The organism is Luteimonas padinae, assembly GCF_014652935.1.
GTDB lineage: Bacteria > Pseudomonadota > Gammaproteobacteria > Xanthomonadales > Xanthomonadaceae > Luteimonas > Luteimonas padinae.
Genome location: NZ_BMZT01000009.1, coordinates 118,939 through 138,801, shown reverse-complemented (window position 1 = coordinate 138,801; position 19,863 = coordinate 118,939). Strand labels below are relative to the sequence as shown.

Genomic DNA, 19,863 nt, shown 5'->3' with positions numbered 1-19,863 from the left:
TACCGGCGTGGCCGCGGGCGATGCGCATCCGTGCGCGTTGCCTTGGGCCCGTCTTGTTCAGGCATCCACGCGCGAGAGCTTCAGCGCCGGCTCCAGGATCTCGAACAGGCGGCGAATCTCGGCCGACATCAGCACGAAGCGCGCGTCGAGTTCGGCGCGGATGTCGTCCCGGTCGTTGCCTTCCAGCTGATCGACCGCGCCATCGAGGAACTTCAGCTTGCGGATCACGAGATCCTCGCCGAGCACGAAGGAGACATGGTCGTCGAGCACCAGCGCCAGCTTCGTGACCTGCTTGCCGGCGTCGAGGTGGTGGCTGATCTCGTCGCTGCCCAGGTCCTGGCGCTGGCACTTCACCACCGCGCCGGTGTCGTTGCCGTCCTTGAGTTCGCACTCCTCGCCCAGCGACAGGCCGTCGGGCAGGGGTTCGCCGGCGATCCAGCCGGTGAGTACGCTGCGCGGCGCGACTTCGGCGTTGGCCGGCAGCGCCGGGAAGCTGCCCAGCGCCTGGCGCAGCGCGGAGACCACGGCCTCGGCGCTCTTGCGCGAGGAGGTGTCGACGATGCACAGGCCGTGCTTGAGATCGAGCAGGGCGTCGGTGCGCGAGGGGCGGACGAAGGCGCGCGGCAGCAGCTCGTGCACCAGCTCGTCCTTCATGCGCTTGCGCGCGCGGCCGCCGGGGCGGCGGCCTTCGCGCTCCTCGGCCTCGTCGAGCTTGCGCGCGAGCATGTCGTTGACCACGGCGGCCGGCAGCAGCCGGTCCTCGCCGCCCACCGCCACCCAGGCGGCATCGCCGACGCGGTGCGAGAACGCTTCGGCGTCGCGGCCCAGCGCGGGCACGAAGCCGCGCGAGGACAGCTCGAGCGGCCCGACCGGCTTGAGCGGATGCGTCGCCAGGGCCTCCTCGAGGCCTTCGAGGTCGAGCGAAACGGGGAAGCGGAACAGGGTCAGGTTGCGGAAGAACATGCGGAATGGATGCCGTGATGGGGAGGGGGAGTCAGCATGGGCGCACCGCTGCGCCGCCGACGCGCGGTCGGCCCGCGCGGGCGGGTCGGGGACTGCGGGGCTGGCGCATCAGGCGGCGTCGCCAGGGCGCGTTGGGACCTGCGACGGGTCGGAGTGCGCGGCGTCGGCGGGCCGGGTGCCGGCGTGCAGCGGGACAGCGTGCGCCGCGTCGTGGGGCTCGCCGGCCAGCCAGCCGTGGGCGTCGGCGACGGCCGCGGATTCGCGGTGGCCGAGCCCGAGGAAATCGAACAGCTTCGGATCGGCCAGCTGCGAGGGCCGGATGTCACCCAGCGCGCGCGCGATCTGGTCGATGCGCCCGGGCGTCTCGCGCTCCCATTCGCGCATCATCTTCTGCACCTGCTTGCGCTGCAGGTTCTCCTGCGAGCCGCAGAGGTTGCAGGGGATGATCGGGAAGGCCTTCGCCTCCGCGTAGGCGGCGATGTCGTCCTCGCGCACATAGGCCAGCGGGCGGATCACCACGTGCTTTCCATCATCGGAGAGCAGCTTCGGCGGCATGCCGCTCAGCTTCGCGTGGAAGAACAGGTTGAGGAAGAAGGTCGCGACCATGTCGTCGCGATGGTGGCCGAGCGCGATGCGGGTGTAGCCGTGCTCGGCGGCGTACGTGTACAGGGCGCCGCGGCGCAGGCGCGAACACAGCGAGCACATGGTCTTGCCCTCGGGCACCACGCGCGAGACCACCGAGTAGGTGTCCTGCTCGATGATGTGGAAGTCCACGCCCAGCGAACGCAGGTAGTCCGGAAGCACGTGCTCCGGGAAGCCCGGTTGCTTCTGGTCGAGGTTCACCGCGGTGATCGAGAACGACACCGGCGCCTTCTTCTGCAGCTGCAGCAGGACGTCGAGCATCGTGTAGCTGTCCTTGCCGCCGGACAGGCACACCATCACCTTGTCGCCGTCTTCGATCATGCCGAAGTCGGCGATGGCGCGACCGACCTGGTGGCGCAGGCGCTTGCCCAGGCGCTGGGCCTCGTGGGCGGCGCGGCGGGCGCGGGGCGCGGGTTCGGCGAGGGGCAGGACGATGCTCATCAGACGTGCATTTTAGCCGGCTCCACTCCGCCCCGTGCGCCCCCGGCGCGAACCGCACACGCAGCGTGTACCCTCGCGGCATGCACACCTCCGACCCGGCAGAGCAGGCCCGGCTGTCCGCACGGCTGCAGGAGCTCAGGACCGAACACCGCGACCTCGACGCCGCGGTCGCGCGGCTGCAGTGCGACACGGGCGCCGACGAGCTGATGGTCAAGCGCCTGAAGAAGCGCAAGCTCCAGCTGAAGGACTGCATCGAGCGCCTGGAGTCGGCGCTGATCCCGGACGAGCCGGCCTGAGGCCGGCTCGTCGCGCCTTCCTCAGGGCAGCCAGAGCTTGCGGCGGTCCAGCGCGCTGGCGAGGACGTCGGTCACCAGGCCGTCGTCGCCGAACTCGACCTGGAACTCGTCGAAGCTGCCCAGCCAGTAGCGCCACACCGGGGCCTCGAGATCGGGGTTTTCGCTGCTCACCGGCCAGCCCAGCGACATCCGCACCTGTTCGCGGCTCATGCCCGCGGTGACCTTGCCGGCGGCGATGGCCGTGCGGATCTTCTCCGGGAAGCCTGCCGCCGCCACGCGCGGATCCTCGGCCATCACGTAGCGGGACACGAACGCGGCTTCGGAGAGGTCGCGACTGTAGTGGTTCTCGAGCACGTAGCGCTGGCCGTCGACCTGGAAGCGGAGCTTGCGCGCGCCCTGCCCGGTCAGCACCAGCGGCGTGCCGAAGGCGATCACGCGCGCGCCGTCGTCCTCGTAGTTGATGTCGTAGATCTCGTTGTCGATCGCGCGCATGTTGCAGCACAGGTAGCCGTCGGGCTGGGCCGTGGCCTTGCCGCGGGCCAGGGCGTCGGCCGGGGCGGCGGCGTTGATGGCCATGGCGGCGAGCGCCAGGACGGCGTGGTGGAAGCGCATCGGATGCTCCTTGGGATCGCGGCCGGACCCGCCGCGGACGTTCGGTTCGCAGGAGGCGCCCTGCACCTTTCCCTGGGCGCCCTGTCCCCCCGCGGCGCCGCGGCATTGTGCTGCAGGCCGGCGCCCATGCGTCATGGCCGGTGGTCCGATATCCGTGTCATCCCGGCGCTGACCGGATTGCCGGCCTCCGGGGGTGGCGGCTGGCCGATGAGGACCGCGTTGATACAGGTGTGTCAGCCCCCTGGTGGCGAGCCCGGGTTCTCTCTTTCCCGCGCCGCCTCGGGGCTGATCTTCTCGATCGTGTGCCGCAGCTCGCGGCCGAGGATGATCTTGGCGTCGCGCGCGAATCCGGCCAGGCGCTCGTCGAAGGCGAGCTTGCTGTTCTGGTCGAGCTTCACCAGGCCCATCTCGCGCAGCTTCTGGATGAAGCCGCGGAACAGGGCCTTGTCGAAGAACTCCGGCGCCGCCGGCGCGTACAGCAGGCTCAGGCGCTGCGCCGCCAGCTGGCACAGGCCTTCCAGCTCGCCGGCGCCGAGCGTGCCGCTGCCGTTCTTGGCCAGCACCGAGATCGCGATGTAGTAGCGCTCGAAGGCCTGCTGCAGCGGATGGCCGATCGCGCGCAGGCGGAAGACCTCGTCCGACTGGCCGGCATGGCGGGCCAGGATGCCGCCGTCGTCGACGCTGACCTGCTCGAGCAGGCCCTCGCGGATGAAGAGCTCGATGGTGGCGTCGATGCGCGCGGCGAAGCCGTCCTCGTCCCAGGGCAGGAACAGTTCGCCCTGCAGGAACGGGTACATCGTGCGCCCGATGCGCAGCAGGGTGTCGCGCGACATCCGCCGGTTGTGCAGGAAGCAGCAGGCGATCCACGCCGAGGCCGTGAACAGGTGCACGACGTTGTTGCGGAAATACGACAGCAGTACCGCGGTGTCGCCGTCGACGCGCAGCACGTCGCCCAGCGGATGTGCCACGCGGTGGAGCACGCCGATCTCCTCGCCGTGGGCGATGATCTGCGCCGGCGAGTGCGGGGTCACCGTCACCAGCGCGCTGTAGGGCACCTCGGCCAGCAGCTTCTTCGACAGCAGGATCTGCGCGGTCAGGTCGGCCTCGCCCATGGCGTGCTTGGGCGTGGACAGCAGCGCCATCGCCAGCAGGTTGATCGGGTTGACGTCGGCGGCGCTGTTGACGCGCTCCTGGATGCGCTGCGCGGTGGCGTCGACGGTGGTCGACAGCCACGCGGGCTTGTCCTCGTCCGACAGCGGCTTGCCGTCCCATTCACTGGCGTGTTCGGCCAGCATGTCGGACAGCGCGATCGGCTCGCCGAAGTTCACCACCACCTGGCCGTAGTTCTGCCGCAGCACCTTGGGGATGCCCCACAGCAGCGCCCAGATCGACTCCTTCTCCTTGGGCTTGCCGCTGAGTTCGTCGAGGTAGCTGCCGCCCTCCATCAGCTTCTCGTAGCCGATGTAGACCGGCTGGAACAGCACCGGGCGCGTGGGCTGGCGCAGGAAGCCGCGCACGGTCATCGCCACCATGCCGCCCTTGGGCTGCAGCAGGCGGCCGGTGCGCGAGCGCCCGCCCTCGATGAAGTACTCGATCGAATAGCCGCCGGCCACCAGCTGCGCGACGTACTCGGTGAACACCGCCGAGTACAGCGCGTTGCCGCGGAAGCTGCGGCGGATGAAGAAGGCGCCGCCCTTGCGCAGGATGGTGCCGATCACCGGCAGGTTGAGGTTGATGCCGGCGGCGATGTGCGGCGGCACGATGCCGCGCGTGTACAGCAGGTAGCTCAGCAGCAGGTAGTCCATGTGGCTGCGGTGGCAGGGCACGTAGACCACTTCGTTGCCGGGCGCGACCGCCTTGAGCTGGTCGAGGTGGTGCACCAGCACGCCGCGGAAGATGCGGTTCCAGACCGTGGTCAGCAGGAAGCTGGCCGAGCGCACCACCGGGTGCGAGTAGTCGGCGGCGATCTCGTAGGCGTAGCCGTGCGCCTTCTTCCAGGCTTCGGCCTGGGCCTTCGCCGCGTCGCCGCCTTCGCGCCGCGCCTGGTCGGCGATGGCCTCGCGCACGGGCGTCGACGACAGCACCTTGTCCACCAGCAGCCGGCGCGTCGACAGGTCGGGGCCGATGACCGCGGCGCGGATGCGGTTGAAGTGGGTGCGCAGCAGGCGCGAGAGCTTGCGCACCTCGCGCTCGGGCTCCAGGCCTTCGGCCACGATGTCGCGCACCGCCACCGGCGGCGCGAAGCGCACCAGGGTGTCGCGGCCGTTGAGCATGATCGCCAGCAGCCGGCGGAAGCGCCCGACCAGGGCCCAGTTCTCGGAGAACAGCACCGAGAACCAGCCGCTGTTCTTGTCCGGCGCGCGGCCGACGAAGATCGACACCGGCACCAGCTGCATGTCCAGCGCGGGATCGCCGCGGTGGGCCTCGAGCAGGCGCGCCAGCGAATCGGAATGGCTCTTCTTCTTCTTCTCCGGCCTGCGCTGGGTGGCGATCTGGGTGGCCAGGGCCAGGGCGCTGCCGGCATTGCGGCGCGACAGCGCGACGTAGGCGCGGCGGCGGCCGAGCGGATCGCCCGCCAGCGGCACCAGCGGCGACGGCAGCCCGGCCTCGCGGCAGGCGCGGTCGAGGATCAGGGCGTTGGAGAGGCCGTAGTCCTCGAGCACGTAGCAGACCGGGCGTTCGTCGATGTCGCTGCCGGGCGCCTGCGGCTCGATGCTGAGATCGATCCAGGGCGACAGCACGCGGCCGAGCAGGCGCGCCCACCACGGCGCGGAGCGGCGGGCCCGTGGGCGGGGACGGTGCGGACCGCCGCCCGGGACCGTGGATTCCAGGTCCGGCGAGGACGGGTCACCGCCGTCGGGGCCGGTGTCGGCAGCGCCCGCGGCGCGGTGTTCGAACAGGGAGGGCTGGCTGGGCATCGTCGGCATTATGCCCAACGGGGTGCCGCTGCCATGCGCCGCCACCGGGCGGCGCTCAGGGCGCGGCCACCGGCTGCGGCGGGGCGGTGGCGGCCGGATCGGGCGCGGCCGGCCCCTCCGGCTCGCCGCCGGGCGCTTCCCCGACGGCCTCGCGGGCGTGGCGCAGGTAGTCGGACAGGTACCAGCGGCCGTCGATGCGCTCCATGTCGAGCACGGTGTCGATGGCGCTGCCGGCCAGCGTGTAGCGCAGGCGCACCGTGGCGCGGTCGCCCTGCTGGACCTGCAGGCTGGCCTCGGCCCCGTCGAGCGCGGCGTCGAGGTCGAGGCCGTAGCCGGCCAGCACCGCCCGGGCTTCGAGCGAGAACGCGCCCAGGCGCTGCAGAGACGCGTCCATGCCGGCCGCGGCGATGCCTTCGGCGCTGGTCGGGCCCGCGGCGCGGGCGGCGGCGGCCAGCCGGGGAATGGCGGCGTGGGCCAGCGCGGGGTCGCCCAGCGGCGCCTTCGAGGCCCACTGCGCCACGGCGGTCACCAGCTGCGCGTAGTGGTCGCGCTCGCCCTCGCTGAAGTCGCCCTGGTGCTCCACGTACTGGACGCCGAACAGGCCCAGGGTGGCGGAAGCCGCGCGGATCTCGCGGTCGGCGTTGGCGAACTGGCGATCGAAGGCGGCCACCAGCGCGGTCTCGGCGTCGGGGGCCGCCAGGGCCGTCATGACCTCGGGCAGGCGGTCGGAAAAGGCCAGTTCGTCCATCGGCCAGCGTGTCCGGCCGGCCCGCCAGGCGGCGTCGAGGCGGGCATGGAGCGACGGCGGCACGGCGTCGCGGGCGAAGGCGGCGAAGTCGCCGCGGCGCATGTGCCCGGTCAGCGCCTGCACCGCGAGCGCGGGCCGGCCGAGATCATTCCGCGGCGGGGCGTCGGGCGCCGGCGGGACCGGGCGGCAGGCCGCGAGCAGGCCCGCCAGCGCCGCGGCGGCCAGCAGCGACCGCAGGGTTGGTGGCATCGGCATCGCATCCCCTCCCCGGGAGGCAGGGGGCATCTTGGCCGCCGGCGCCGGCCCGCGGCAAGCCAAGGCGGTCACAGGTCGCGGAGGACCCAGTCGTGCGCGGTCGTGGCCGGCGCATCGGCCGCGGCGGCGGCCACGCGCTCTGGCGACTCGCCCGCGGCCCAGGCGGCGGCGATCGCGGCCAGACGTTCGCGGGTCGCACGTGTATAGGCGCCCTCGAGTTCGTTCTGGGCATCGGCGGCCAGCTTCTGCGGGTACAGCCGCCGGGCATCCTCGCTGCGGTTGAGCATCGTGATCATCCGCGCCAGGCTGGCCTGGAATCCTTCCACGGAGAGTGCCGTGCGCTGGGTCCGCTGCAGGTGCCAGACCACCAGGTATTCCACCGGACCCAGCATGCGCCGCGGCGTGGCGCCGAAGAAATGCCCCGACAGCGCGCTGGCCGCCACCGGGGCGCCGTGCTCGGGGAGGCCGGTGGCACCCCAGGAGCTGAGCGCGCCGCCGGGCAGGTCCATGCGCCGCAGCGCGGTGCCGAAGGTGTCGGCCAGCAGGCGCTGCGCGCGCTCGTCGTCGCTCTCGGCCACGACGCCGACGATGCGCAGGAACAGCGGGTACTGCTCTTCGCCGAGGCGGCGCACCAGGCGCTTGAGCACGGCGAGGCGGTACTCGGGATCGGAATGCGCGGAGAGCGCCGATACCAGCCGGTCGGCGGCGGTGCGCAGGGCGTCGGGGGTGGGCAGCGGTTCGGTCATGGCCGCGGCATTATCGCGGCTGGACGAGGCCGGTGGGCGTCAGCTGAATGCGTCGAGGACGGCGTCGACGGCGCTTTCCGCAGCCTGGGCGAGCGGCAGCGCGGACAGGCGCCCTTCCAGGCCGAGGTCGCCGGCCAGCATGCGGGCGCCGGCGGTGTCCCAGGCCGGTGCCGCGAGCACCCGCTCACCGGCGTCGGCGAGCGCGGCGGGTGCCGCCTCGGCGTCCGCCGCGTGATGGACGCCCTGGACCTCGTGCGCATCGCCACCCTGCTGGCGACGCAGGTCGTCCAGTTGTCCGTCGATCCGGTGGAGACCGGAGGCGAGGCTGAGGTGGGAGTCGGGTCCGATGGTGCTCATGCTGCGCGGCTGTCGGGGGGATTGCGGGCGATGGAGCGACTGTATCGCCGTGGCCGCCGCATGCCACCTCGGGCCGACCCTAGTGGCCGCCATCCGTTCAGGCGGCAGTGGCCATGACCGCTGCGCATGCGCATGCTAGCGTGCCCGCGCGAACACCCGGAAGGATGCGATGGCGAAGGACCAGGGCGCCGACAAGACCGAGCAACCGACCGCCAAGAAGCTCCGCGACGCGCGCAAGGACGCCAACGTCAGCAAGAGCAAGGAGCTCACCAGCACCGTGCTGGTGCTCGGCTGGCTGGTCGGCGGCTGGATGATGCTCGGCTTCATGTGGGGCCGGCTGGAGGCGCTGTTCAACGCGAGTTTCGACGCCATCGGCACGCCCTTCGCCGAAGCCGCGCCGGTGCTTGGCCGCCTGGCCTTCGACACCCTGGTCGCGATGACCGTGCCGCTGCTGCTGCTGGCGCTGTTCCTGGGCGTGGTGGTCGAGTTCCTGCAAGTCGGCCCGGTGGCGAGCATGAAGAAGCTCACGCCGGATGCGTCCAAGCTCAATCCCGTCGAGGGCATCAAGAAGATGTTCTCGATGGACAACCTGGTCGAACTGGTGAAGGCGTTCTTCAAGAGCGTGGCGCTGATCTTCATCGGCGGGGTGGTGCTGTACGGCATGCGCTTCAGCCTGATGGCGCTGCCGTCCGCGCCGCCCGAGGCGATGGGCACGGCGATCTGGCACGGCCTGCTGCGCATCGGCATCTGGACCATCGGCGTGTTCTTCTTCGTGTCGGTGCTGGACGCGTGGTACCAGAAGTTCTCCTACCTGAAGCAGCTGCGCATGAGCCGCCGCGACATCAAACAGGAGGTCAAGGAAAACGAGGGCGACCCCTACGTGAAGCAGCGGCGCAAGCAGCTGCACCAGGAGTGGTCGCAGCAGAACATGCTCAATGCCGTGAGGGGATCCAACGTCGTGGTGACCAACCCAACCCACATCGCCGTCGCGCTGCAGTTCGAGGACGGCGTCACCGACCTACCCGTGGTCGTGGCCAAGGGCGAGGGCGCGGAGGCCGAGGAGATCAAGCGCGTCGCCGAGGAGGCCGGCGTGCCGGTGCTGCAGAACATCCCGCTCGCCCGCGGCCTGCACGAGAAGGTCGAGGTCGACGACTACATCGGCAGCGAGTTCTTCGATGCGGTGGCCGAAGTGCTGTTCTGGGCCGAGGGCATCCGCCGCGGCGAGGACGGTTGATCAGCCCAGCGCCTGGTGCAGCAGGCCCAGCAGATAGCGGTTGCTGCCGAGGCGCTCGAGCAGGATCTCCACGTACACGCCGAGCAGCATCAGGATCATCGCCGTGGCCAGCCAGGCCTTGATCGGCAGCGTCAGCGCGAACACGTTCAGCTGCGGCGCGTAGCGGTTCACCAGGCCGAACGACAGGTCGATGATCAGCAGCACCACCATCACCGGCGCGGCCATCACCAGCACCGTGGTCATCATGAAATTGAACTGGCCGACGAACAGGTTCATGCCCACCGCGGGCAGGTCCGGGAAGTAGGACGTCACCGGCCACAGCGCGTAGCTGGACATCAGGATGTCCATGAACACGAGGAAGGCGCCACTGGCCATGAACAGCCAGGTCGCCAGCTGCGACAGGAACTCGCCGTGCAGGGTCACCTGGTGGCCCTGGATGGGATCGAAGATCTGCGCCATCGACATGCCGACCTGGGTATCCATCACGCCGCCGACCGCTGACACCGCCCAGAACACGATGCCGAAGGTGAAGCCGATCGAGACCCCGATGAAGACCTCCTTGAGGATGATCATCGGCCACTCGATCGTGCCCAGGTTGTCCATCGGCGTGCCTGCCAGGGCCGCGGGCAGGACCATGATCCCGAGGCTCACCATGAAGCTGTTGCGCACCATCGGCGGCACCGTCTGCTGCGTCATCAGCGGTAGCATCAGGAAGGCGCCGATGACGCGCGGCAGCACCAGCGCCAGCGCCAGCAGCGGATTGCCGAGGAGCTCGAACACCGGTCAGTTCCGGACCACGAGGCCCGGGAAGTCGCGGAAGATGCGTTCGGTGTAGCCGTACAGCGAGCCGCCGATCAGGGCCGCGGTCAGGAACAGCATCAGCACGATCGCGACGAACTTGCAGGCGTAGGCGAAGGTCTGCTCCTGCAGCTGGGTGGCGGCCTGCAGGAAGGCGATCACCAGGCCCACCAGCGCCGCGGCGCCGATCGGCGGGCCCGACAGCAGCATGACCAGGTACAGCGCTTCCTTGGTGAGCTCGAGGACCTCGTTCACGTCAGCCGCCCGCGTACGTCAGCACGAGGCCGTGGACCAGCTTCGCCCAGCCGTCGACCAGCACGAACAGCAGCAGCTTGAACGGCAGCGAGATCGTGGTCGGCGAGAGCATCATCATGCCCAGCGCCAGCAGGATGTTGGCCACCACCAGGTCGATGATCAGGAACGGCAGGAAGATCAGGAAGCCGATCTGGAAGGCGGTGGTGAGCTCGCTGACGGTGAACGCCGGGATCACCACGATGAAATCGTCGACGTCGAGGTCGTCGCGGCGGTCGGCGGGCAGCAGGCGCTGCGCGCTCTTCAGGAAGAAGGCGCGCTCCTGGTCGTTGGAGTGGCGGATCAGGAAGCTGCGCAGCGGCTCCTTGCTGGCCTCGAAGATGCCGAGCATGCGCGCGGCGTCCATCGGCGCGCCGGCGGCGGGGGTCGGCGGACGCGGCGCGCCTGTCGCGGTGATCACCACCGGGCCCTCGTCGTCCGCGGCGGCATCGGCGATGCCGGCGTCTTCGGGCGGTGCCTGGCCGTTGTCGACGTTCGCGAACTGCGGGGCGCGGACGAAGCCGGTGTCGGCAGGCTCGACCGCCTCCGGACCGGCCGCGGGCGTACCGGTGCCGCGCGTCGTGGCTTCGGCTTCGGCACGCAGGGCATCGGCGGCGGCGGGGCTGGCCGGCGGCGGATCCAGGTCCGCGTCGTCCGCGGGTGTGGGCGCGGGATCGGCTTCGCCAGCGGCCTGCGGCGCCTGCGCGCGGCGCGCGGCCTGGCGCTCGGCGCGCGCGATCGCACGCTGCTCGATCTGCGCCTGGATCTGCGCCGGCGGCGGCTCGCCGGCCATGTAGGCGCTCACCGCGGCGTGGGTTTCCAGCAGCACCGGCGACATCACATACGCCGACAGCACGATCGCCAGGCCGTTGATGACCACGTTCGGCGGCACCTGCTGCAGGCCCAGCGCGTTGCGCAGCAGGCTCAGCACCACCACGATCTTGGTGAACGAGGTCACCATCACCGCGACGAACGGCGCCAGCGCGATGAAGACGACGGTGACGAGGACGACCGCCGGCGAGAAGGTGGTGAAGTCCATGCCTCAGCTCCAGGACAGCAGGCGCACGCCCAGCGTCTCGCCCACGGCGACCAGTTCGCCGCGGCCGGCGATGCGGCCGTTGGCACGGATGGTGACGCTGGCGCCTTCCAGCGGCGTCGCGAGCGGGAACACGTAGCCCGGCTGCAGGTCGGCGAGCTCGCCGATGCTCATCTCGGTGCGGCCGAGTTCGAACTCCACCTGGACCGGCAGGCTGCGCGCGGGGTCGGGGGACGGCGCGGATGGCGCCTCGGCCGGCACGTCGCCGTCGTGTTCCTGCTGGGTCATCGGGGATTCCTCGTGGTGGACTGGAGCGGGGATGGAGTGGCTGCGCACGGTCCAGCCGCCGGGCGCGGGCGCCAGCGGCCAGTCGCGGCCGCTGGCGCGGGCCACGCAGGCGGGCGGCTGCGAGCGGTGGCCGGCGATGATCACGTCGCCCTCGCGCAGCGCGCGCCAGTCGCGCATGGCCAGCGTGACCGGGAACAGCACGTGCACGGTGGTCTGGAGTGCCCGCCAGCGCCCCGCGGACGGTGCGGGGTCGTCCTCGTGCGGCGGCTCGGCGCGCGCCGCCAGCGCCGGCAGCCAGGCCAGGGGCAGGCACAGGCGCGCGAGCGTGGGCGGCAGGGCGTCGCCGGCATCCGCGTCGTCGCCGTCATCGCGGGGCGGTTCGTCGATGCGGACTTCCAGCCACAGCGTGGTCGTGTCCGCGGCGTTGTCGTCGCCGTCGCCACCGCCATCCAGCGACGGCAGCAGCGACACCCCCAGCCATTCGCTCAAGCGCCGCAGCGTGGATTCGTGGGCCAGGCTCCAGGCCAGGATGCGCGAGCGGCCGGCATGGTCGCTCCAGCGCAGCCGGGCCGCGTCGTCGCCCGAGGTCGCCGGACCGTCGACGTGCAGGCGCAGCCGCGCGCCTTCGGCATCGATCGCGAACGCGGCGGCGGGGGCCGTTGCGGGCCGGACCTGCACCGCAGCGCCGTCGCCCAGCAGCCACCAGCGCGGCGCCGAGAAGAATCCGCGCAGCGCCTCGCAGCCGGGCGCATCGACCGCGGGCAGCAGCCCGCGCAGCGGACGCACGGGCGGCGGTTCCGGCAGGGGCGCGGCGGGACCGCGCGTCCGCCGCGTCTTCGCCTGGCGCGCGCCGCGCTCAGCCGTGGCCAAGCGCCACCTTCATCAGCTCCGGGAGGGAGCGCACGCCCAGCTTGCCCATCATGTTCGCCCTGTGCAGTTCGACGGTCTTGATGCTGATGCCGAGGATGTCGGCGATGATCTTGTTCGGTTTGCTCGCGACCACCAGGTCGAGCACCTGGCGCTCGCGCGGACTCAGCTTCGCCAGAAGTTCGTTGGCCATGCCGCCACCGCTGCCGCGATTGCGCGCATTGGCCAGCGCGGTGCGCAGCGCGTCGACCAGCGCCTGCTCCGAGAACGGCTTCTCGAGGAAGTTGGACGCGCCCTTGCGCATCGCCTCCACCGCCAGCGGCACGTCGCCGTGCGCGGTCACGAACACCAGGGGAAGCTGGATGCCGCGCCGGCCGAGCTCGTCCTGCAGCTGCAGCCCGCTCATCTCCGGCATGCGGATGTCCGACACCAGGCATTCGCTGGCATCGCCGTGGCGGTTGCCGGCGTAGGCCTCGAGGAAGGCCGCGCCGGAGGCGAAGCTCTCGACCTCGAAGCCGGCGGTCTCGAGCAGCCATGCGGTCGAGTCGCGGAAGCCGTCGTTGTCGTCCACCAGGTAGACGCGTGTCACCGTCATGCCCTATCCCCTCCCGTCCGCGGGCGGGAGGGTGAAGCCGAACACGCTCCCGCCTCCCTCGCGCGGCTCGAAGAACAGCCGCCCCTCGTGGTATTCGATGATCGAGCGGCAGATCGCCAGGCCGATGCCGAGTCCGTCGCTCTTCGTCGTGAAGAAGGGCGAGAACAGCTGTCGCCCCTGCTCCTCGCTCAGCCCCTCGCCGCGGTCGCAGACGCGCACTTCGACTTCGCCATCGAGGTTGACCCGGCCCTCGATGCGCAGGCCGCGCTGCGCCGCGGGCACCTCGCGCATCGCTTCGATCGCGTTCTTCACCAGGTTGAGCAGCACCTGCTCCACCATCACCCGGTCGGCATGCACGGGCGGCAGGTCCGCGGCGAGCGCCAGTTCGATGCGCAACTGCAGGCGCTCGGCCTCCAGCCGCAGCAGCTCGACCACGGTTCCGGTGATCTGGGCCACGTCATGCGCGTCCCGGCGCGGTTCGCGCGCGCGGACGAACTCGCGCACCCGCGAGATCACCGCGGCGGCGTGCTCGGCCTGGGTGCGCGCGGCGACCAGGGCGCGCTCGACCTGCACCGGCCCGCCGGCCTGGTCGACCAGGCGCAGGCTGCCGTTGAGATAGTTCACGATCGCCGCCAGCGGCTGGTTGAGCTCGTGCGCGAGCGTCGCGGCCATCTCGCCGACCGACATCAGCCGCGAGGTGAACAGCAACTTCTCCTGCTGGCTCTTGTGCGAGTCCAGGGCCTCGATGCGGGCGCTGATGTCGACCGCCGTCAGCATGTCCAGCGTCGCGCCGGCGACCTCGGCGATGCCCCAGTGCAGCGCGTACCAGCGGTTGCTGTGCGGCGCGTTGACCTCGTGGGACGACTCCGTGGAATCGCCGTCGACGCCGCTGAGCGACGCCAGCAGGCGGGCGCGGTGGTCGTGTCCTTCGAGGCCGCCGAAGGCATCGCGATAGCTGCGGTTGGCGGCGACCAGGCCGCCATCGCCACGGGTGAATGCGGCGCAGGGGAACGGGATCGCCTCGAGCATCGACGCCACCATCCCATCGCCATCCCGGGCCGCCTGCGTGCGGCTTGCGGTGCCCCTGGCCGGCGTCATGCAGCGGGTTCCGTCGCGCAACGGCGGCACAGGCGGCTGCGGTAGGCTGCGCGCGCGCCCTCCGCGCGATCCCCGAGGCCGGAACGTCCCCACATGTCGAAGCAAACCCTGACTGCCATCACCGCCATCCTGTCCCTCGCAAGTGGCACTGCCATGTCGGCCGAAGCCGTCTCCGAAGCTCCGGCGACCTCGTCCGTCGCCGGGGAGCTGCTGGCGATCCTGCTGCCCCTGGCTTTCATCATTGCCGGGCTGCTGGTCGTCCTGCGCCTGGTACGGCGGCGCTACAAGCTGACCGGCACCGACGCACCGCTGTCGATCCTCCAGATCCTTCCGCTGGGTCCGCGTGAACGCCTCGTGCTGGTGAAGTCGCGCTCGGGACGCGTATTCACCATCGGCGTCGGTGCCCAGAGCGTCAATTTCGTCACCGACCTTGATGCCGACGACCTTGTCACTACGGGGAAACCCGAGGTCGAGGCCTCATAAAGAGCGAACGTCGTCACATTTAATTGTTGCCGCAAAATTTCCCTGCCATTACAGGCGTTTGGCCCTGTCCCTGAAGTGCGAACCGGAAACGCCCGACCAGAATTTACCGCGATTGCCCTTGCAACGAGACTATCGTAATTTGCCACAAAGTGACGCATGGGGTCAGCGATCAATGCGGCAGGCGAATCACATGGCAGAGCACGCAAACGGGAGTGGCCACGCCACGCCCGCGGCGTGCCGCATGAAGGGGATGCAGGCATGCGCGCGCTGATCGACAACCTCTTCGCGGCACCCGCCAACGGCAAGCGCGCAGGCCTGGGCTACAGCGACATCGTGCTCGCCGTCGCGGCGGTGCTGATCATCAGCGTGATGATCCTGCCGCTGCCGCTGGTGGTGATCGACGCGCTGGTGGCGGTGAACATCTCCATCGGCTTCGGCCTGCTGCTGCTGGGCATCTACATCCCGTCGCCGGTGGCGTTCTCGAGCTTCCCCAGCGTGCTGCTGCTCACCACGCTGTTCCGGCTCGCGCTGTCGATCGCGATCACGCGCTCGATCCTGCTCGACGCCGAGGGCGGCCACATCGTCGAGACCTTCGGCAACATGGTCGCCGGTGGCAACCTCGTCGTCGGCCTGGTGGTGTTCCTGATCATCACCGTGGTGCAGTTCATCGTCATCGCCAAGGGCGCCGAACGCGTGGCCGAGGTCTCGGCGCGCTTCACCCTCGACGCCATGCCCGGCAAACAGCTGTCGATCGACTCCGACCTGCGCTCGGGGCTGATCGACAAGGACGAGGCCAAGCGCAAGCGCCGCCACCTCGAGACCGAGAGCCAGCTGCACGGCGCCCTCGACGGCGCGATGAAGTTCGTCAAGGGCGACGCCATCGCCGGCATCGTCATCATCATCATCAACCTGCTCGGCGGCCTCGCCATCGGCGTCCTCCAGCGCGACATGGCGCTGGCCGACGCCACCCGCACCTACAGCATCCTGACCATCGGCGACGGCCTGGTCTCGCAGATCCCGGCCATCCTCGCCACCATCGCCGCCGGCCTGGTGGTCACGCGCACCACGAGCGAGGTCGACGACAAGCACCTGGGCGCGGCCATCGGCCGCCAGATCAGCGGCCAGCCGCGGGTGATGCTGATCACCGGGCTGCTAGCGCTGCTGATGACGCTGGTGCCCGGCTTCCCGAAGCCGGTGTTCCTGGTCCTGGGCCTGGCGCTGCTGGGCATGAGCGCGTGGCGCTACCGCCACGGCTACCAGGTCCTGCGTCGCGCCTTCCGCGTGCCGGAGGGCGAGGTCGCCCAGTCCGAAGTGGCCGAACAGGTCGACGACCTCGCGCCGCCGGCGCCGCTGCAGCTCGACCTGTCGCCGTCGCTGGCGCCGATCCAGGACGTGCTGCTGTCGCGCGTCTCCGCCGTGGCGCAGGGCATGCGCGACGAGTTCGGCGTGCCGGTGCCGGCGCCGAAGCTGCGCCTGGTCGAAGGCCTGGGCGAGGGCGGCTACCGCCTGAGCGCGTTCGGCGCGCGACTGGCATCCGGCCAGCTGCGGACCGACGCCGCCTTCCGGCGCGCGCCCACGGCCACGGCCGACAACCGCCAGGCCGGCTTCTTCCCGGTCCTCGCGGGCGACTGGGTCGCCGCCGGCACCGCGGATGCGCTCGCGCCGGAAGATCTCCTCGACTTGCATGCGCGCACCGCGCTGCAGCGCCGCCTCGGCGGCTTCATCGGCATTCAGGAAACCGCCAACCTGTTCGCGCGCATGCAGCGCGACTACCCGGACCTGGTGAAGGAGATGCTGCGCGTGGTCGCGCCGCAGCGCGTGGCCGACGTTCTGCGCCGTCTCGCCGAGGAGGGCGTGCCGATCCGCAACCTGCGCGACGTGTTCGAGGCGATCACCGACGTCGGTGGCCGCGAGAAGGACGTGGTGCTGCTGACCGAGTACGTGCGCGTCGCGCTCAAGCGCGAGATCGCCGAGCGCCACGCCGATGCCGAGCGCACGCTGCACGTGCTGCTGATCCATCCCGAGCTCGAGGACAAGCTGCGGCAGTCGGTGCGCGTGGCCGGGGGCGCGAGCCAGCTGGCGATCTCGCCGGAGCTGGCGGCGCGGCTCGGCAACGAGGTGCGCGCGCACCTGGCGCGGCAGGCGCCCGGGGTGAAGCCGGTGCTGCTGTGTTCGCTGGATGTGCGCAGGCACCTGCGCAAGCTGATGGAAGTCGATTTCTTCGAGCTGCCGGTGCTGTCGTACCAGGAGCTCGCGCCCGACCTGCGCATCGTGCAGGCCGGGCAGGTGAACGCCTGAACGGGCGCTTCACCGCAGGGTAACGAGGCAGTCGCAGGATTCGATCAACGGAGGGTTGCATGGGCAAGGACCGGGAAGACGAGGAGGCACGGATGGACCGCGGCGTCGTGCTGCGCGTCGTGTCGGGCCTGCATTCCGGCGCCGAGCGCGAGCTGGACGGCGGCGAGATGATCCTGATCGGCAGCGGCGAGGACTGCGACATGGTGCTGGCCGATGCCGGCGTCGCCTCGCACCACGCCCTGCTGAGCTTCCTCGACGGCCGCTTCTCGCTGCGCGCGCTGGACGCGCCTCTGCACGTGGGCACCGCGATGATCCATCCGGGCGATCCGGTCGAGCTCGACCGCGTGCAGCGCGTGGGCATCGGCGAGGCCGCGATCGCCTTCGGCGCCGCCGACGATGCCGGCTGGGAGCGCCATGTGCCCGGCGGCCTGGGCCCGCGCCCGGCGCCGGAGCGGGCCGCGCGGCCCTATACCCGCCGGCTGCCGGCCATCGCCGCGATCGCGGTGCTGTCGCTGGCCTCGCTGGCGATCTTCGCCGCGGTCATGCCGCAGAAAGAGGAGGCACCCGACGGTCGCGCACAGCTGCAGCAGCTGGTGCCCGAATACGGCATCGACGACGGCCGGGCCTCGCTGGATCCTCAGGGCCGGCTGGTCCTGACCGGCACGGTCGCCGATACCGCCACGCGCGAGCGCATCGCGCGCCGGATCGCCGAGGAGCAGATCGACGCGCGACTGGAGCTGCGCACCGGCGACGACATCGCCGGCGACGTCGCCGAGATCCTGCGTGGCCAGGGCATCACCGCGCGCACGCGCTACCTGGGCAACGGCGACGTCGAAGTCACCGGTGCCTTCGAGGACGAGGCCGCGCTGCGCGCCGCGTCGTTCTCGCGCGCGATGCGCGAGGTCAAGGGCGTTGTCCGCGTGATCCCGGTCGACCTGTCCGCGTCCGCCGCCGCGCGCCGGCAGGCACCGGCCGCGCCGCCGAAGCCGGCGCGCATCCGCGTCGCGTCGATCGTGCGCGGCGACAACCCGCACCTGGTGTCGGGCAAGGGCGACCGCTACGAGGTCGGCGCGGAACTGCCGGGCATCGGCACCCTGGTGTCGATCACCGAGGGCGCGGCGCACGCGCTGCGTCCGGACGGCAGCCTGGAGCGCCTGAAGCCCGAACCCGCGCCGGCCGCGGGCGCGGACGAGCACGAGCCGAAGGATTTCTCGAACGTGCGCAGCGACGTCACGCCGCTGCGGATGTAGCACGCACCGCGTGGGAGCGCGGGCACCTGGACACACCACCGAAGACAACACAGAAGGGAAAGGAGAGAACCATGACCAATATCGCAGCAGGAACCCCGGGCCTTGGCCAGTTCATCGCGGGCGCGGCGGCCACCAGCGGCGCCGGCGGCATCCGCGGCGGTTCGTCCGCCGGCGACCGTGGCAGCTGGTATGAAGCCATGTCGCGCGCCTGGGGCCAGACGCTCGACTCGCAGGCGGCCGTCATCACCGACATGTCGGCCAACATCGGCGCCGGCGACGACCAGCCTTCGTCGATGGTCCAGCTGACCGCCGCCAGCCTCAAGATGCAGTTCATGTCGAACAACGCCTCGACCTCGCAGAACAGCGTGGGCCAGGCGCTGGAGACGCTGGGCAAGCGCGGCTAAGCGCCGCAACAGGAGATCGAGATGATCGAAGCCATCCAGGTGGCGGCCATGGACCCGGCGATGGCCGGGCAGGCCGGCCCGCAGGGAACGGGGGGGCTGTCGCATGCCACGCCCTACGACGTCCGTGATTTCGCCGCGGCGCTCGAGCGCAGTGGCGGGGCCTCGGGCCCGCAGCAGGTGGGCGGCACTCCGCAGGTCGCCGACATCACGCCGGCGCAGCCCTCCGAGGGCACGCGGGCGCTGATCGAGGCCATCAACAACCTCAACACCGGCGCGGACAACATCAACGCGCTGTCGCGGAGCATGAGCGGCAACATCGCCGAGCTCACGCCCGGGCAGATGATGGAGATGACGATGAAGTGCCATCAGTTCCTGTTCCAGGCGGAACTGACGTCGAACGTTGCCAACCGGACCTCGGACGGCATCCAGCAGCTGTTCCGGCAGCAGTCCTGACCGCGGGGGCCTGTCCATGAAGTTCCTCCCGTGGTCGCGGTCGCCGCGCGCGGCATTTGCCGCGCTCGCGGCGGCCGCGCTGCTCGCCGCATGCGGCGGCAAGCCGCTGTACAGCCAGCTCGACGAAGTCCAGGCCAACCAGGTGATGGGCGCGCTCATCGCCGCCGGCGTGGACGCCGACAAGAACCCGTCGCCGTCGAAGACGGGCTGGGAAATCCGCGTCGCGACGTCCGACTTCCCCTATGCGATGCAGGTGCTGGCCGCGAAGGGGCTGCCGCGCGAGCAGTTCGCCAACGGCTGCGACGTGTTCAAGAAGGAAGGCTTCGCGTCCTCCTCCACCGAGGAGCGCGGGCGCGAGCAGTGCGCGCTGCAGCAGGAGCTCGCCGATACCCTGTCGCGCTTTCCGGGCGTGGTCGACGCGCGCGTGCACGTGACCCTTGCCGAGCGTGACCCGCTCGGTGGCACCAGCCAGGATTCCACGGTGGCGGTGGCGATCTTCGAGGCCCCGGGCGCCAGCATGCGCGACCGCGAAACCGACATCAAACTGCTGATGAAGGATTCGGTGAAGGGCCTGACCGATCTGAACAAGGTGACGGTCAAGTTCGCCGAGGCCCCGGCGATGCCGGCGCAGCGGCCGCAGGGCCCGGCGCTGTCGGCGATCAGCCCGGTGGCGCTCGCGATCGCGGCCGGCGTGGTGGTGCTGCTCGGATTGCTGGTGGCCTTCCGTGGCCGCCTGCGCGGTGCGACGCAGGACAAGCAGGCACCCGGCCAGGTCTGGAACGGCTGAGGC

Annotated in this window: 20 protein-coding genes and 1 pseudogene; 8 read left to right on the top strand and 13 right to left on the bottom strand. The window is 70.9% G+C overall.

Annotated elements, in window-relative coordinates; all coding sequences use genetic code 11:
* Positions 1-57: 57 nt before the first annotated feature.
* Both IE168_RS11570 and ttcA read right to left on the bottom strand, forming a co-directional pair.
* A complete protein-coding gene (locus tag IE168_RS11570; RefSeq protein ID WP_189498384.1) occupies positions 58-963 on the bottom strand; it encodes a recombination-associated protein RdgC in 906 nt (301 codons plus the stop codon).
* Positions 964-1,164: 201 nt separating this feature from the next.
* Positions 1,165-2,046 (bottom strand): annotated as a pseudogene (ttcA, locus tag IE168_RS11565) (tRNA 2-thiocytidine(32) synthetase TtcA); the annotation flags it as partial.
* A gap of 80 nt (positions 2,047-2,126) precedes the next feature.
* Here ttcA and IE168_RS11560 point away from each other — a divergent pair.
* Positions 2,127-2,342 (top strand): YdcH family protein, encoded by a 216-nt coding sequence (locus tag IE168_RS11560; protein WP_189498380.1) that lies wholly within the window; start codon positions 2,127-2,129, stop codon positions 2,340-2,342.
* A gap of 21 nt (positions 2,343-2,363) precedes the next feature.
* Here the strand turns inward: IE168_RS11560 and IE168_RS11555 are convergent, their stop codons facing one another.
* The 5 genes from IE168_RS11555 to IE168_RS11535 form a co-directional block, all read right to left on the bottom strand.
* Complete coding sequence (locus IE168_RS11555; protein WP_189498377.1) at positions 2,364-2,954, bottom strand: hypothetical protein; 591 nt, start codon at positions 2,952-2,954, stop codon at positions 2,364-2,366.
* 233 nt (positions 2,955-3,187) lie between these two features.
* Entirely contained in the window at positions 3,188-5,872 is a 2,685-nt protein-coding gene (plsB, locus tag IE168_RS11550; RefSeq protein ID WP_189498375.1) for a glycerol-3-phosphate 1-O-acyltransferase PlsB, read from the bottom strand.
* A 55-nt stretch (positions 5,873-5,927) separates the two neighbouring features.
* The gene (locus IE168_RS11545) at positions 5,928-6,869 is read right to left on the bottom strand and encodes a hypothetical protein (protein WP_189498373.1); all 942 of its coding nucleotides are present in this window, start codon (positions 6,867-6,869) and stop codon (positions 5,928-5,930) included.
* 74 nt (positions 6,870-6,943) lie between these two features.
* Positions 6,944-7,621, bottom strand: a complete 678-nt coding sequence (locus IE168_RS11540; RefSeq protein WP_189498371.1) for a hypothetical protein — start codon at positions 7,619-7,621, stop codon at positions 6,944-6,946.
* 39 nt (positions 7,622-7,660) lie between these two features.
* Positions 7,661-7,978 carry a hypothetical protein gene (locus IE168_RS11535; protein ID WP_189498369.1) on the bottom strand — a complete coding sequence of 106 codons (318 nt, stop codon included), beginning with the start codon at positions 7,976-7,978 and terminating at the stop codon, positions 7,661-7,663.
* A 169-nt stretch (positions 7,979-8,147) separates the two neighbouring features.
* Here IE168_RS11535 and sctU point away from each other — a divergent pair, with 169 nt between their 5' ends.
* Positions 8,148-9,212 (top strand): type III secretion system export apparatus subunit SctU, encoded by a 1,065-nt coding sequence (gene sctU, locus IE168_RS11530; RefSeq protein WP_189498366.1) that lies wholly within the window; start codon positions 8,148-8,150, stop codon positions 9,210-9,212.
* Here the strand turns inward: sctU and sctT are convergent, their stop codons facing one another.
* The 6 genes from sctT to IE168_RS11495 all read right to left on the bottom strand — a co-directional run bounded on the left by sctT (position 9,213) and on the right by IE168_RS11495 (position 14,185).
* Positions 9,213-9,992, bottom strand: a complete 780-nt coding sequence (sctT, locus tag IE168_RS11525; protein WP_189498364.1) for a type III secretion system export apparatus subunit SctT — start codon at positions 9,990-9,992, stop codon at positions 9,213-9,215. It abuts the gene before it with no gap.
* 3 nt (positions 9,993-9,995) lie between these two features.
* Positions 9,996-10,265 carry a type III secretion system export apparatus subunit SctS gene (gene sctS / locus IE168_RS11520; RefSeq protein WP_229823451.1) on the bottom strand — a complete coding sequence of 90 codons (270 nt, stop codon included), beginning with the start codon at positions 10,263-10,265 and terminating at the stop codon, positions 9,996-9,998.
* 1 nt (position 10,266) lies between these two features.
* Complete coding sequence (locus tag IE168_RS14775) at positions 10,267-11,340, bottom strand: EscR/YscR/HrcR family type III secretion system export apparatus protein (protein WP_343224899.1); 1,074 nt, start codon at positions 11,338-11,340, stop codon at positions 10,267-10,269.
* A 3-nt stretch (positions 11,341-11,343) separates the two neighbouring features.
* Positions 11,344-12,411 carry a type III secretion system cytoplasmic ring protein SctQ gene (gene sctQ / locus IE168_RS11505; protein WP_189498362.1) on the bottom strand — a complete coding sequence of 356 codons (1,068 nt, stop codon included), beginning with the start codon at positions 12,409-12,411 and terminating at the stop codon, positions 11,344-11,346.
* 70 nt (positions 12,412-12,481) lie between these two features.
* Entirely contained in the window at positions 12,482-13,087 is a 606-nt protein-coding gene (locus IE168_RS14750; RefSeq protein WP_189498360.1) for a response regulator transcription factor, read from the bottom strand.
* Between the two features lie 3 nt (positions 13,088-13,090).
* The gene (locus tag IE168_RS11495) at positions 13,091-14,185 is read right to left on the bottom strand and encodes a sensor histidine kinase (RefSeq protein WP_189498358.1); all 1,095 of its coding nucleotides are present in this window, start codon (positions 14,183-14,185) and stop codon (positions 13,091-13,093) included.
* Between the two features lie 93 nt (positions 14,186-14,278).
* Here IE168_RS11495 and IE168_RS11490 point away from each other — a divergent pair, with 93 nt between their 5' ends.
* From IE168_RS11490 to IE168_RS14720, 6 genes are all read left to right on the top strand, one after another.
* On the top strand, positions 14,279-14,668 hold the full coding sequence (locus tag IE168_RS11490) for a flagellar biosynthetic protein FliO (RefSeq protein WP_189498357.1): 390 nt from the start codon (positions 14,279-14,281) through the stop codon (positions 14,666-14,668).
* 258 nt (positions 14,669-14,926) lie between these two features.
* On the top strand, positions 14,927-16,966 hold the full coding sequence (gene sctV, locus IE168_RS11485; RefSeq protein ID WP_189498355.1) for a type III secretion system export apparatus subunit SctV: 2,040 nt from the start codon (positions 14,927-14,929) through the stop codon (positions 16,964-16,966).
* A 59-nt stretch (positions 16,967-17,025) separates the two neighbouring features.
* On the top strand, positions 17,026-18,216 hold the full coding sequence (sctD, locus tag IE168_RS11480) for a type III secretion system inner membrane ring subunit SctD (protein ID WP_189498353.1): 1,191 nt from the start codon (positions 17,026-17,028) through the stop codon (positions 18,214-18,216).
* Positions 18,217-18,287: 71 nt separating this feature from the next.
* Positions 18,288-18,620: a hypothetical protein gene (locus tag IE168_RS11475; protein ID WP_229823448.1), complete on the top strand. Its 333-nt coding sequence runs from the start codon at positions 18,288-18,290 to the stop codon at positions 18,618-18,620.
* Positions 18,621-18,641: 21 nt separating this feature from the next.
* Entirely contained in the window at positions 18,642-19,073 is a 432-nt protein-coding gene (locus IE168_RS11470; RefSeq protein WP_189498351.1) for an EscI/YscI/HrpB family type III secretion system inner rod protein, read from the top strand.
* Between the two features lie 16 nt (positions 19,074-19,089).
* On the top strand, positions 19,090-19,860 hold the full coding sequence (locus IE168_RS14720) for an EscJ/YscJ/HrcJ family type III secretion inner membrane ring protein (protein ID WP_189498349.1): 771 nt from the start codon (positions 19,090-19,092) through the stop codon (positions 19,858-19,860).
* The last annotated feature ends 3 nt before the right edge of the window (positions 19,861-19,863 follow it).

What these genes read in the sequence shown, in the direction of transcription:
- IE168_RS11490 (WP_189498357.1), top strand. Translation starts at nt 14,279, where the DNA reads ATGTCGAAGCAAACCCTGACTGCCATCACCGCCATCCTGTCCCTCGCA.
- IE168_RS14720 (WP_189498349.1), top strand. Translation starts at nt 19,090, where the DNA reads ATGAAGTTCCTCCCGTGGTCGCGGTCGCCGCGCGCGGCATTTGCCGCG.
- IE168_RS11560 (WP_189498380.1), top strand. Translation starts at nt 2,127, where the DNA reads ATGCACACCTCCGACCCGGCAGAGCAGGCCCGGCTGTCCGCACGGCTG.
- IE168_RS11470 (WP_189498351.1), top strand. Translation starts at nt 18,642, where the DNA reads ATGATCGAAGCCATCCAGGTGGCGGCCATGGACCCGGCGATGGCCGGG.
- IE168_RS11495 (WP_189498358.1), bottom strand. Translation starts at nt 14,185, where the DNA reads ATGACGCCGGCCAGGGGCACCGCAAGCCGCACGCAGGCGGCCCGGGAT.
- IE168_RS11540 (WP_189498371.1), bottom strand. Translation starts at nt 7,621, where the DNA reads ATGACCGAACCGCTGCCCACCCCCGACGCCCTGCGCACCGCCGCCGAC.
- sctU (WP_189498366.1), top strand. Translation starts at nt 8,148, where the DNA reads ATGGCGAAGGACCAGGGCGCCGACAAGACCGAGCAACCGACCGCCAAG.
- IE168_RS11535 (WP_189498369.1), bottom strand. Translation starts at nt 7,978, where the DNA reads ATGAGCACCATCGGACCCGACTCCCACCTCAGCCTCGCCTCCGGTCTC.
- IE168_RS11570 (WP_189498384.1), bottom strand. Translation starts at nt 963, where the DNA reads ATGTTCTTCCGCAACCTGACCCTGTTCCGCTTCCCCGTTTCGCTCGAC.
- IE168_RS11545 (WP_189498373.1), bottom strand. Translation starts at nt 6,869, where the DNA reads ATGCCACCAACCCTGCGGTCGCTGCTGGCCGCCGCGGCGCTGGCGGGC.
- sctV (WP_189498355.1), top strand. Translation starts at nt 14,927, where the DNA reads ATGCGCGCGCTGATCGACAACCTCTTCGCGGCACCCGCCAACGGCAAG.
- IE168_RS14775 (WP_343224899.1), bottom strand. Translation starts at nt 11,340, where the DNA reads ATGGACTTCACCACCTTCTCGCCGGCGGTCGTCCTCGTCACCGTCGTC.
- plsB (WP_189498375.1), bottom strand. Translation starts at nt 5,872, where the DNA reads ATGCCCAGCCAGCCCTCCCTGTTCGAACACCGCGCCGCGGGCGCTGCC.
- IE168_RS11555 (WP_189498377.1), bottom strand. Translation starts at nt 2,954, where the DNA reads ATGCGCTTCCACCACGCCGTCCTGGCGCTCGCCGCCATGGCCATCAAC.
- IE168_RS11475 (WP_229823448.1), top strand. Translation starts at nt 18,288, where the DNA reads ATGACCAATATCGCAGCAGGAACCCCGGGCCTTGGCCAGTTCATCGCG.
- sctD (WP_189498353.1), top strand. Translation starts at nt 17,026, where the DNA reads ATGGGCAAGGACCGGGAAGACGAGGAGGCACGGATGGACCGCGGCGTC.
- IE168_RS14750 (WP_189498360.1), bottom strand. Translation starts at nt 13,087, where the DNA reads ATGACGGTGACACGCGTCTACCTGGTGGACGACAACGACGGCTTCCGC.